Here is an 11,344-nt window from a genome sequence, read left to right as displayed (position 1 = left end):
ATTCGACGATTACCAATTTCATCCCGTTAGAAATAGGGCACGTACTACAGAGCGACGTACCATATCGATTGAAGGCTGCTAAACTCGACCATACGTTGAAAGGTAATGTGAATGTCCGCTATTTCTAACGGGATTCATGCGTGGAGTGCGCGCATACATCTATTATATGCGAGGCACAGGCCCCACAAATACACTACATACCCCAAAGCTGTCAAATAGTGGATAAAAAAAGCGGCCAGCACGTAGTGCTGGCCGCATGTTCACTCCCGCGAGCCGTACAGTGCCTCCCATTGATGGAGTTTGCATTTCGGACCGCCTTCATGCTGGAGATATCCGCACTGGTCTCCATCATCAGGGTCCGTGTAGTCGCACTGTGGGCCGTTACCCGCGAGCTTGTACGGTGGAGCGGGCCGGGCCGGGATTTCGGCTATTTCCGAGGTTTCCGCGGGGATCTCGGTGACCGTGTCCGGCGGCCGCTCCTTCTCGAGCTGCCCCCCGTTGTCGCATTCGGTCATTGTAACCTCCTGTCCGAAGAGCGTGGCGCTCTAGAGCCACTCTACCCATTCCAGAACGAAAGTAAAGCGGCGTCAATTCACGAGAAAAACCGGCGCAATTGCTTGCGCCGGCAGTGGTCATGTCTCTGTGCTGCCCGGATGGGCACGTTTGTACATCCCTTGGCACTTCGGCGAGCAGAAGGAGCTGCCGGGGCGCTTGCGCTTCCCGCACTGCTTCTTGTCGATGGTGTTGATGCACTGGTTGTTGAGGTCGCTTCCTGCCAGCTGGATCAGGTCCTTGTTGACAGGGCGGCGTACCGGCTCTTCCGGTTCATAGCGGCTGTGAGGCATTTCATATCCCTCGCGTTGACATGAGCGGACTAGGTCCACCTGCAGCCTACCTCCGTCTCTAGGAGCATGCAACCGATGCTGGTATAACGGGTCGAGTCCGTTTGAGGGAGGATCAGATGTATCGACAACCAGCCATCGATCGGTCGTGCGGCAGTTGTTCGCTCTGCTGCAGCGTGTACGAAATACATTCCATCTCGAAACCTGAATGGGTATGGTGCGAACAGTGCGAGCAGGGCGGCGGCTGCCGTATCTATGCGACGCGTCCGCGGGTGTGCCGCGTCTTCGTCTGTCTGTGGCGGACGGGTTCCGGTGAAGCAGCGGATCGGCCTGATCTCATCGGGAGCATGATGGATATGCGGAGGCTTAACGACCTCGGCAGGACCTTGCTCGTCAATGAATCGCACGGCATCTATTCGCACTCCGCTGCGGTGCGCGAGCGCATGGCGGCATGCATGAAAGAGAGGATGAGTATCTGGGTCCGTCGACGCGACCGCAGGGACATCCTGTATATCCCATCGTCGATCGATATGACCGATTCGCTCGCACGCGAGATCGTCGCGAGCGAGATGAGGGTCGTGATCTATCAGTGACTACCGAGCTTGGCGGATGACGCCAAGCTCTTCTTGTATGAGACCCTTTATCTCCATGGTGCTGAGTAAAATATTCGCTTCACTGATCGGCAGTTCGAGAGTGGTGAGGAGTTCGTCGCGCGAACACGGGTGCGCGATGATATCCAACACGCGCGCTTCGTCGAAGGAGAGATCATTTCGATCGAACAGTTTCTTCGCTTCGCTATCGATACCGAGCGCTTTCAGTACATCCTCCGGTCCGGTGACGGGAGTCGCGCCGAGTTTCAGGAATTGATGCGTGCCTTTCGAGAGCTCGCTGAAGATATTTCCCGGCACGACGAGGAGTTCGCGATTATATTCGGTGGCGAGGCGCGCTGTGATAAGCGAGCCGGAGCGTTCTTTCGCTTCGATGACGAGTGTCGCTCTGCACATGCCCGCCATGATGCGGTTGCGCTGGGGGAAGGTGTAATCGGCGGCTTTCTGATCCGGATCGAATTCGCTCAGGTGTGCGCCGCCTGCCTTAATGATTTCCTTTGCAAGATTTACGTTTGCGCGCGGATACATCACGTCCCAATCCAATCCCGAGCCCGGAACGGCGACGGTAGGGAGCCCTGCGCTGAGCGCGGCTTTGTGCGCGCAGGCATCGATGCCGTAGGCCAAGCCGGAGACGATGACGACGGGGTGCCCGCGCAATCCTTCTATTAGATAGTCACAGACCTGGCGGCCGTAGGACGATGCGGCGCGGCTGCCGACCACCGCGAGCCATGCGTCATCGAAAGAAGGGAGCTCGCCGCGGACGAACAGTTGTTTCGGCGCGTCAGGAATCTCACGCAAAAGCGGCGGAAAATGGGCACGGGAGAGCTGTTTGAGCTCCTCCTTCATGGTGCTATTATCGTAGCACTCTATGTTGGATATCAAGTTCATCCGCGAGAACAAGGACATCGTCATCTTGGGTGCCAAGAAGAAGCACATCGACGTGGACATCGAGCGCCTTATCTCGTTGGACGACCAGCGCAAGGACCTCCAGAAGCAGATCGACGACAAGCGCGCGGAGCAGAATGCCGCCTCGAACGCGATCGTCAGCACCTCTGATCCGGCTGAAAAGCAGAAGCTCATCGAGAGCATGGGTGCCGTCAAAGAGACGATGAAAATACTGGAAGAGCAGCTCGGGGAGATAATGAAAGAATGGCGCAACCTGATGGTGCGCGTCCCCAACGTGCCGGATATTTCCGTGCCGGACGGTGAATCAGATGCTGACAATCAGGAAGTAAAGACGTGGGGCGACATTCCTACGTTCACATTCGAACCGAAGAGTGCGGCGGAACTTCTGGAGAAGCACGGCATGGTGGATTCGGAGCGCGGCGCGAAGGTCGCGGGATTCCGCGGTTACTTCCTCAAGGGTGATGGCGCACGATTGGTCTGGGCGCTTGAGCGCTTCGTGCAGGACCGGTTCATGCATACGGAGGGCTTCACGCCGATGATCGTGCCTTCGATGGTGCGAAGAGAGCCGTTCGTGGGCACCGGATATCTGCCGCAGAGCGAGGAGGATCTCTACAAGACGCAGGATGGCGATTATCTCGCGGGAACCGCAGAAGTGGCGATGATGGGCTACTTCATGGATGAGATCGTCGAGAAGAAGGATCTCCCGCTGAAGTATTTCGCATTCTCTCCGTGCTTCCGTCGCGAGGCAGGCTCCCACGGTAAGGATGAGAAGGGAATCTTCCGCGTGCACGAGTTCGTGAAGTACGAACAGGTCGTCCTCTGCGAGGCGAATCACGCGACGTCGGTGCAGCACCACGAAGAACTGACCGAGAATTCGGAGAAACTCTTGCAGGAACTTAATCTCCCGTATCACGTCGTCGTGAACTGCGGCGGGGACATCGGTCTCGGTCAGGTGAAGAAGTACGACATCGAGGCGTGGATGCCGTCGGAAAAGCGCTATCGCGAGACGCACTCGTCTTCGTATTTCCATGATTTCCAGACGCGCCGCCTTAACATCCGTTATCGCGATGAGGATGGCACCTTGAAGTTCGTCCATTCGCTCAACAACACGGCGCTTGCGCTCCCACGCATCTTGGCGCACATCGTCGAGAACAATCAGCAGGAGGATGGTTCTATTTCCGTTCCCGAGGCGCTTCGTCCGTACATGGGTAAGGACGTGATCGCTGCGTAAGCCGTTTCCGCACAAAATAAGTCCCTCGGGTCGCTATCTAGGCCTGCTGGCCTAGCGCTCAGTCTCGGCGCCGACGCGCCTGCGAAGACCCTCGGTACTTATTGTGTGCGGAAACTCCGCGTAATTCCCAGTTTGAAGCGGAAGCGGAAATTTTCCGCGCTACAATAAGGTCCGTACAGGGACCATGCCGCGATCCGGACCACAGAAACGCTCGAAGGTCATCGACCTGAAGAATGCGAGTGCGCGAAAACGCGAGGATACGCGTTGGGCGCCTCCGCCGCGCCGCACTCCCGAGCCGACGCGCATTTCATCTTCCACGCGCACTGCTGCTAAACCGCTCTCGAAACCGCAGCGATTGCGTGCGCGCCGCCGCAAGCAGCGCGCGCTTATGTTCAGCATCTGCATGCTGCTCGGCGCAGGCTTCGTCGGTGGTCTCGGGCTCGTTTCGCAGGCGGAACGCTTCGCGATCAAGGATGTGTCCATCCAAGGTGCAGAGGATATTCCGGCGAATGCACTTACGGCTTCGGTGCAGAACGCGATCAGTGATAATTTCTGGAAGATCTTCTCCAAGAAGAACATCTTCCTCTATCCGGAGCGTGATATCGAAGCGAAGCTCTCTGCGGAATTCCCCCGCATCAAGGAAGTGGAGCTTTCTCGTCCTGCACTTCTGGCGCAGGCAGTGGTGGTAACGGTGGAAGAGAGGACGCCATATGCGAAATGGTGTGCGGCTGAGAAGTGCTACTTCTTGGATTCGAATGGATTTATCTTCGCCGAGGCGGACGGCACACAGACGACGACGCCGTTTGTCTTCCGCGCCGGACTCCTTCCGGACAGGGAACCGATCGGACAGACCTTCCTCCTCGGACGCCTTTCGAGCATCGTGCATTTCCTCGGGCTCTTGAAACAGGCGGGCTATGAGCCGCAGGGTATTACGATCGAGAATGAAAAGGATTTCTCGGTGCCGCTCGCAGGTACGTTCACGCTGCGCGTCCTTTTCGATACGGAAGGAGAGAAGGTCATCCACGACCTCAAGCTCGCGCTCGAAGCGGATACCGTGCGTGATCGCGTGAGCGAATTGGAGTATGTCGATATGCGCTTCGGTAACCGTGTGTACTACAAATTCCTCGGAGCCGCGCCGACAGGTACGACGGTGGAGGAGACAGAAAAACAGCCCGAGGAGTAACCTCGGGCTTCGGCATCAGCCGCCACGGAATCGGCGTACGTAGGAAGAACTCCAGACGACGAAGCGGCGGAACAGGATGACGCCGTACATCGGCTGCGGTTTGTAGATATCCGTAAGGAATTCTTCCTGCTCATGTTCACGGATCGCTTTGAGTGGCGTCACTCGGGGCAGAAGGGTCACCGGAACGCAGTCGTAGTCGATATCATCCGGTTGAGGGATGATCATGACCTGAAGGCGTGCGTACCGTAATGGGACTGGCAGCGACATGGTTTCCTCCGTCTTTTCTTTACTGGATGTATGGTGCACCCGATGGCGCACTTTGGCAACGATGGTATGGTACTAGCCATGCACGGGTTCTGGGGGAGACTCACACGGCCATTTTTCATACAAGCTCCGATGGAGGACGTCACCGATGCGGCCTTCCGGAGACACATCGCGAGCTTCGGGCGACCGAGCGTCATGTTCACCGAGTTCACCTCTGCGGATGGATTGGTATTGGCGCCGGAAAAGGGACAGGAAGTGTTGCGCGCGAAACTGATGTATAGCGAAGGAGAGCGGCCGATCGTGGCGCAGCTCTTCACCTCGGTACCGGAGCGCATGGAGAAGGCGGCGGCTATCGTCGCGGATCTCGGATTCGACGGCATCGACATCAATATGGGTTGTCCTGATAAGGCAGTGGAGAAGAGCGGCTGCGGTGCCGCGCTCATCAAGAATCCGGATGTGGCGCGCGAACTCATCCGCGCGGCGAAGCGCGGAGGAAAAGGTATTCCGGTTTCGGTAAAGACACGCATGGGCTACAACTCTGATGAGATGGATACGTGGTTGCCGGTTTTGTTTGCCGAAGAGCCGGCGAATCTCACACTGCATCTGCGCACCCGCAAAGAGATGTCGCTGGTCCCGGCGCATTGGGATGTCGCATCGCGTCTCGTGGAGATCCGCGATCGCGTGAGCCCGCAGACGCTCGTGACGGGGAACGGCGACGTGACGGATCTGAACGATGCGCGCGAGAAGGCGCGACAAACGGGACTCGATGGCATCATGCTCGGTCGCGCGATCTACGGAAATCCGTGGCTCTACGCGGATCGTGCGACACCGCCGACGCCCGAAGAGCGCATCAAAGCGCTCGCACAGCACATCCGTCTTTTCAACGAGCTCCTCGGGAAGACCTCGAACTACGCGACGATGAAGAAGCATTTCAAGGCGTATATCTCCGGCTGGGATCATGCGAAGGATCTACGCGTGCAATTGATGGAGACGACGAAGGCGGAAGAGGCCCTTGCGCTACTCGAAGCGGCACAGTAGCCTATCGCCAGGCAATAGTGAAAGGGAGATTCCGATGTTGTCTGAAAGCGTTCACTGGAAGCAGTTCAAGGTCCGAGACTATGAGGCTCGTCAGTGGGGAAAAGCCCGACTGAGATATCGTTTTCTGGAGGTTCTTCTCAAGGCAATCGATACCGGCGAACTGACGTCGGTAGAGAACATGCCGTCTCGTATGGGTTGTAGCAAGGAATGCATCTGGCGGCTTCTGAATTCGGATCCGGAGCTGAAGCGGATGTACTATCGATATCGACGATTCGCATTGAATAAAGGCAGATGAATACGAAGGCGCGCCCATGGGCGCGCCTTTTGTTATACTGTCGCCATGAGTGCGCATCAGACCTTGTACAGGGCGTATCGGCCTGCGTCATTTTCGGAAGTCCGCGGACAGGAGCAGGTGACGGAGACCCTGAAAGCAGCCATCAAGAACAAAAAGATAGGGCACGCGTATCTGTTCCATGGCGGCCGTGGGACGGGGAAGACGTCGGTCGCTCGAATTTTGGCGAAAGAATTGGGTGTCAGCAATAAGGATCTGTATGAGATAGATGCGGCGTCGAATACGGGCGTCGATAACATCCGCGAACTGCGCGAAGGCGTGAACGTCGTACCGTTCGAATCCCCCTACAAGTTCTACATCATCGACGAGGCGCACATGCTCTCGAAAGCGGCGTTCAATGCGTTCCTGAAGACGCTCGAGGAACCGCCGGCACATGCCATCTTCGTCCTCGCGACGACGGAGCGGGAAAAAATCCCTGACACCATCCAATCACGCTGCGAGATCTACACGTTCAAGCAGCCGTCGCGTGAGACGCTTTCGGAAATCATCACCGACACGGCAAAGAAAGAGGGGTATTCGATGGAGCGCGGTGCGCCGGAGCTCGTTGCCATGCTTGCGGACGGCTCGTTCCGCGATGCGTTCTCCATCCTCCAGAAGATCCTCGCGGTATCCAAGGACAAGAAAGTGAATGTCGATGAGGTGCTGAAAGTAACGGGAATGCCCAAGGCGGAGGTCGTGCGGCAGATATTGGGCTCGATCGCGCACAAAGATGCGGAGGCAGGGCTCGCGGCCCTTCAGGGCGCCATCGAGCACGGTATGGATATGCGCGTCTTGGCGCGACTGCTCATCCATCGTCTGCGTATCGCGCTCCTCATCCGCTATGCGCCGGGGCTCGCCGAGAGTCTCTCGAAAGAGCTTCCTGAAGACGATCAGGCATTCGTCACCGGCCTTTCGAAACTCCCGAGCGTGAATTCCGACATGCTGCGCACCATCCTTGAAGCGCATTCCATCATGGCGTATGCGGCAGTGCCGCACCTGCCGCTCGAGATGGCGATTATCGATATCGCGTCGAAGTCGTAGCATGGCGATCGTCATCCACAACCACTTCATCGATCGCCTCGCGGTCGTGACGGGTGTCATTTCCGCGCTCGCGCTCCTGCCGCAGGTGCAGGTCATCATGCAGGCGACGTCGTTCGAGCATTTCTCGCCGATAACGTTCGTCGTCATATTCTTCAACAGCTTCGTGTGGCTCACCTATGCCATCCACCGCCAGCTTCTGACCCTCGCCATACCGTCGATCATCAATATCTTCTCGTCGGGTGCGGTCGTCCTGAAGATCGTGTCGCTGATGCTGTAGGGGGCTTTTTCTGTTATCCTCCCACTCATACTGCCGGGTCGTCTAATGGTAGGACTGGAGCCTTTGAAGCTCTCTATCTTGGTTCGAATCCAAGCCCGGCAACACGAAGTGAAGCGCAGTGCGCTGGGTTTGGATTCGAACGAGGGGAGGGTCGGAGGGGGAGCCGCCGGGCCCCCTCCGTGTCGGAAGTTATTCGAAACCGAGGGTTTCGAAAGCGCAGCCGAGCATACGGCGAGCAGTGAGATTCCAAGCCCGGCAGCCAACTCGTGATAGGTTATCGCGCACGAGACGCGTCAATAACTTCGTATAAGCTAAGAAAGGTTGTTTTAAGCAAAAAGTGCCTGTTTGGGGGCTTTTTGCTTTTACGTCTTCCCTTGATGAGAATCAAAAGGGATACATCATCAACAAAAGAAAGTGGGCTTGACCGTATACCCCATAGGGGTATACTTTGGATATGAAGCAAGACATAAAAAAGCAGTTGCAAAATCGTCTGCGACGCATCGAGGGTCAGGTGCGTGGTTTACAACAAATGGTAGAGAGCGAGAAATACTGCGTAGATATCATTACTCAATCTAACGCCATAAAAAAGGCTTTGGGAAGCGTTGAAAATGTGATGCTTGAACATCACTTATCTACGCACGTCGTGCATCAAATGCGGGGCAAGGAGGAAGATAAGGCAATCAATGAAATCCTCAAGGTGTATAAGTTAGCTCAAAATAAATAACCATATGCACGATACTTCTCATCACAAACATCACCATACGGACCACTCTTGCTCTGATACAGACAGTAGCCAACAAGAGAAACATTCACACGACAACCATCAAGGTCATCACGCCCATATGGTTGAGGATTTCAGAAAGAAGTTTTGGATTTCTCTCATTCTCTCCATTCCTGTACTTGTTCTCTCGCCGATGGTTCAGATGTTTTTTGGTGTAGAAGGTATCGGCTTTTCTGGGGACGTATATGTTCGGTTTATTCTCGCCTCAATCATTTTCTTTTATGGCGGCTATCCTTTCCTCAAAGGTTTATATGATGAAGTAAAAGCAAGACAGCCGGGGATGATGACGCTTGTTGCTCTGGCTATTTCTGCTGCCTATGGATATAGCATTGCTGTGTTTGCAGGACTCCCTGGAGAAGAGCTTTTTTGGGAGCTGGTAACGCTCGTGGACATTATGCTTCTTGGGCACTGGATCGAAATGCGGTCGGTTATGGGTGCATCACGGGCGTTGGAAGAGCTAGCAAAGCTAATGCCTTCAACAGCACATCGGCTAGGAAAAGATAGAGAGATAGAAGATGTCCAGGTTGCTGATTTATCTCTCGGAGATAGAGTTCTTGTAAAGCCTGGAGAGAAGATCCCAGTTGACGGCATTGTTATTGAGGGAAGAACTTCTGTAAATGAAGCGATGCTCACGGGAGAGACAAAGCTTATAGAAAAATATGCTGGGCAATCTGTTATCGGAGGCTCTGTAAACAGTGACGGCTCAATCGTAGTTGAGATACAGAAAGTAGGAAAAGACACATATCTTTCCCAGATTATAGAGCTTGTGTCATCTGCACAGGCAGAAAAGTCAAAGACCCAGAAACTAGCAGACCGTGCAGCGATGTGGCTAACGTTTGTTGCGATAGGTGCAGGAATACTTACCTTCTTCGGCTGGACATTTTTTACATCAGAAAATCTCGCGTATGCCCTTCAACGTACCATTGCGGTTATTGTCATAGCTTGTCCTCATGCACTCGGTCTTGCTATACCGCTTGTGGTTTCAGTTTCAACCGCTCTCTCTGCTCGTAAAGGCTTGCTTATACGCAACAGAACCGCTTTTGAAGAAGCGCGAAATATAACCGCTGTAGTCTTTGATAAGACAGGCACTCTTACTAAAGGGGAGTTCGGTATAACTGAAGTTGTGCCCTTGGGAAATGAACAGGAGGATCGAATCCTTGCCTATGCCGCAGCGATAGAAGCGCACTCGGAACATCCGATAGCCAAAGCTATAGCAGAACGAGTAAGCAAAAAGCTTGCTGTAAATAATTTCTCCGCAATACCCGGCAAAGGTGCAATGGGCACTGTAGAAGGTAAACAAATCAAAGTGGTAAGTCCAGGATATTTAAATGAAAAGAGCATAGCGGTAAACAATAAAAATGTTGAACGTTTGATAGATGAGGGGCGGACTGTTGTGTTTGTGTTAGTTGATGAGTTACCTATAGGTGCTATTGCTCTTGACGATATGGTTCGCGATGAAGCAAAGGAAGTGGTCCAAAAACTTCAAGCAATGGGAATTGAACCCATTATGCTTACAGGTGACGCTAAGCGTGTCGCAGAGCGCGTTTCAAAGGAGCTCGGTATCAACAACTATTACGCAGAGGTGTTGCCGCATCAGAAGACAGAGAAAATAAAAGAAATCCAAGCTCAAGGATACAGTGTTGCAATGGTTGGAGATGGAGTGAATGATGCCCCCGCACTTGCACAAGCAAATGTGGGTATTGCTATCGGTGCCGGAACCGATGTGGCTATTGAAAGTGCCGATGTGGTCTTAGTAAAAAGCGATCCGAGAGATGTGGTCGCAATACTTTTACTTGCCAAAGCCACCTATCGAAAGATGATCCAAAATCTCTGGTGGGCAAGCGGCTACAATATTCTTGCTCTACCGCTGGCAGCGGGTGTACTGGCTAGTGTCGGAATTATTTTATCACCTGCCGTAGGAGCAGTGTTAATGTCGGTAAGTACGGTGGTCGTGGCAATTAACGCAACCCTCCTAAAAAATTATAGAATATAGGTATGTCATTTTTTACCCGTAAAGCAAAATATCTCCTCCTCGGCATACTCTTAGTAGCATTTGTATGGGTAGGTGGGTTTGGCATTTTGTCAGCGGTTCAAATGTCGCACGGTGAACACCAAGCTGGTTGCACCATTACACTTGGCGAGCATGTCATTTGTGCGATGAACCCATTTGAATATCTTTCTGTATGGCAAAGTATATTCACAGTCCCTCCAACACTTATTGTTTCCTTTTTACTTTTACTTATTGCTCTTGGACTTGCTCTCTGCACACATATAAAAAAGGACATACTCGGTCCGCCCACAATAACCAGCTCTCAAGAAGTACCTCGCAGGTTTACGTTTTATATTCCTGATCTATATACAGAGCTATTCTCTCAAGGTATTTTGCATCCCAAAGCTCCATAATTTTTTCTATTTATTTTATTAGCATCTATTAAACAAACTTATGGAAACAAAAAATAACAACATACTTATTATCGGCATCGGCACTCTCGTTCTGGGACTTGTTCTCGGATATTTCTTGGGAACGGGAAAAATGGATTGCCCGATGATGTCAGGCTCTACGGACACAAGCAGTCATATGATGGGCGGCTCACATGAAATGGGAAACACAATGACTAACATGACAGCAGGTCTAGAAGGTAAATCAGGAGAAGAATTTGAGAAGGCATTTATTGACGAAATGATTGTTCACCACGAAGGAGCTGTAGATATGGCAGAGATCCTTCTTCAGAAGACACAGCGTCCTGAACTCGTAAAACTCGGAAATGACATTATTAGCGCCCAGACAAATGAAATTGAAATGATGAAAGAGTGGCGACAAACCTGGTTTAACAATTAAGTC

General features: G+C 53.2%; 13 protein-coding genes and 1 tRNA gene. 11 read left to right on the top strand and 3 right to left on the bottom strand.

Going from position 1 to position 11,344, the window contains the following annotated elements; translation table 11 throughout:
- Positions 1-260: 260 nt before the first annotated feature.
- A complete protein-coding gene (locus JNK62_04735; protein MBL8158812.1) occupies positions 261-515 on the bottom strand; it encodes a hypothetical protein in 255 nt (84 codons plus the stop codon).
- 446 nt (positions 516-961) lie between these two features.
- On the opposite strand from JNK62_04735, the gene JNK62_04730 reads away from it, so the two are divergent.
- Entirely contained in the window at positions 962-1,435 is a 474-nt protein-coding gene (locus JNK62_04730; GenBank protein MBL8158811.1) for a hypothetical protein, read from the top strand.
- Here JNK62_04730 and dprA read toward each other — a convergent pair whose 3' ends face one another.
- Positions 1,436-2,296: a DNA-protecting protein DprA gene (gene dprA, locus JNK62_04725; GenBank protein ID MBL8158810.1), complete on the bottom strand. Its 861-nt coding sequence runs from the start codon at positions 2,294-2,296 to the stop codon at positions 1,436-1,438. It lies immediately after the preceding gene.
- A gap of 22 nt (positions 2,297-2,318) precedes the next feature.
- On the opposite strand from dprA, the gene serS reads away from it, so the two are divergent.
- Both serS and JNK62_04715 read left to right on the top strand, forming a co-directional pair.
- Entirely contained in the window at positions 2,319-3,587 is a 1,269-nt protein-coding gene (gene serS / locus JNK62_04720) for a serine--tRNA ligase (GenBank protein MBL8158809.1), read from the top strand.
- Positions 3,588-3,771: 184 nt separating this feature from the next.
- Positions 3,772-4,770, top strand: a complete 999-nt coding sequence (locus tag JNK62_04715) for an FtsQ-type POTRA domain-containing protein (protein MBL8158808.1) — start codon at positions 3,772-3,774, stop codon at positions 4,768-4,770.
- Positions 4,771-4,785: 15 nt separating this feature from the next.
- Here JNK62_04715 and JNK62_04710 read toward each other — a convergent pair whose 3' ends face one another.
- Positions 4,786-4,995, bottom strand: coding sequence for a hypothetical protein (locus tag JNK62_04710; GenBank protein ID MBL8158807.1), 210 nt, complete (start codon positions 4,993-4,995; stop codon positions 4,786-4,788).
- Between the two features lie 171 nt (positions 4,996-5,166).
- Here JNK62_04710 and JNK62_04705 point away from each other — a divergent pair, with 171 nt between their 5' ends.
- The 8 genes from JNK62_04705 (at position 5,167) to JNK62_04670 (ending at position 11,341) form a co-directional block, all read left to right on the top strand.
- A complete protein-coding gene (locus JNK62_04705; GenBank protein MBL8158806.1) occupies positions 5,167-6,072 on the top strand; it encodes a tRNA-dihydrouridine synthase in 906 nt (301 codons plus the stop codon).
- Between the two features lie 340 nt (positions 6,073-6,412).
- On the top strand, positions 6,413-7,444 hold the full coding sequence (gene dnaX, locus JNK62_04700) for a DNA polymerase III subunit gamma/tau (protein ID MBL8158805.1): 1,032 nt from the start codon (positions 6,413-6,415) through the stop codon (positions 7,442-7,444).
- A gap of 1 nt (position 7,445) precedes the next feature.
- Entirely contained in the window at positions 7,446-7,721 is a 276-nt protein-coding gene (locus JNK62_04695; protein ID MBL8158804.1) for a hypothetical protein, read from the top strand.
- A gap of 31 nt (positions 7,722-7,752) precedes the next feature.
- Positions 7,753-7,823: transfer RNA gene (locus tag JNK62_04690), tRNA-Gln, on the top strand.
- Positions 7,824-8,175: 352 nt separating this feature from the next.
- Entirely contained in the window at positions 8,176-8,445 is a 270-nt protein-coding gene (locus JNK62_04685) for a metal-sensitive transcriptional regulator (protein ID MBL8158803.1), read from the top strand.
- A gap of 118 nt (positions 8,446-8,563) precedes the next feature.
- Positions 8,564-10,495 carry a cadmium-translocating P-type ATPase gene (cadA, locus tag JNK62_04680; protein ID MBL8158802.1) on the top strand — a complete coding sequence of 644 codons (1,932 nt, stop codon included), beginning with the start codon at positions 8,564-8,566 and terminating at the stop codon, positions 10,493-10,495.
- Positions 10,496-10,497: 2 nt separating this feature from the next.
- Positions 10,498-10,905: a hypothetical protein gene (locus JNK62_04675; GenBank protein ID MBL8158801.1), complete on the top strand. Its 408-nt coding sequence runs from the start codon at positions 10,498-10,500 to the stop codon at positions 10,903-10,905.
- Positions 10,906-10,945: 40 nt separating this feature from the next.
- Positions 10,946-11,341, top strand: a complete 396-nt coding sequence (locus JNK62_04670) for a DUF305 domain-containing protein (protein ID MBL8158800.1) — start codon at positions 10,946-10,948, stop codon at positions 11,339-11,341.
- Positions 11,342-11,344 lie beyond the last annotated feature (3 nt).

The sequence above is a fragment of the bacterium genome, from assembly GCA_016789445.1.
Lineage (GTDB): Bacteria > Patescibacteriota > Minisyncoccia > Phycocordibacterales > UBA2100 > UBA10103.
This window is presented reverse-complemented; position numbering and strand designations above follow the sequence as displayed.

Bases quoted from the DNA above. Each gene is read 5' to 3' on its own strand.
- JNK62_04735 (MBL8158812.1), bottom strand. From the start codon at position 515: ATGACCGAATGCGACAACGGGGGGCAGCTCGAGAAGGAGCGGCCGCCG.
- JNK62_04730 (MBL8158811.1), top strand. From the start codon at position 962: ATGTATCGACAACCAGCCATCGATCGGTCGTGCGGCAGTTGTTCGCTC.
- dprA (MBL8158810.1), bottom strand. From the start codon at position 2,296: ATGAAGGAGGAGCTCAAACAGCTCTCCCGTGCCCATTTTCCGCCGCTT.
- serS (MBL8158809.1), top strand. From the start codon at position 2,319: ATGTTGGATATCAAGTTCATCCGCGAGAACAAGGACATCGTCATCTTG.
- JNK62_04715 (MBL8158808.1), top strand. From the start codon at position 3,772: ATGCCGCGATCCGGACCACAGAAACGCTCGAAGGTCATCGACCTGAAG.
- JNK62_04710 (MBL8158807.1), bottom strand. From the start codon at position 4,995: ATGATCATCCCTCAACCGGATGATATCGACTACGACTGCGTTCCGGTG.
- JNK62_04705 (MBL8158806.1), top strand. From the start codon at position 5,167: ATGGAGGACGTCACCGATGCGGCCTTCCGGAGACACATCGCGAGCTTC.
- dnaX (MBL8158805.1), top strand. From the start codon at position 6,413: ATGAGTGCGCATCAGACCTTGTACAGGGCGTATCGGCCTGCGTCATTT.
- JNK62_04695 (MBL8158804.1), top strand. From the start codon at position 7,446: ATGGCGATCGTCATCCACAACCACTTCATCGATCGCCTCGCGGTCGTG.
- JNK62_04685 (MBL8158803.1), top strand. From the start codon at position 8,176: ATGAAGCAAGACATAAAAAAGCAGTTGCAAAATCGTCTGCGACGCATC.
- cadA (MBL8158802.1), top strand. From the start codon at position 8,564: ATGGTTGAGGATTTCAGAAAGAAGTTTTGGATTTCTCTCATTCTCTCC.
- JNK62_04675 (MBL8158801.1), top strand. From the start codon at position 10,498: ATGTCATTTTTTACCCGTAAAGCAAAATATCTCCTCCTCGGCATACTC.
- JNK62_04670 (MBL8158800.1), top strand. From the start codon at position 10,946: ATGGAAACAAAAAATAACAACATACTTATTATCGGCATCGGCACTCTC.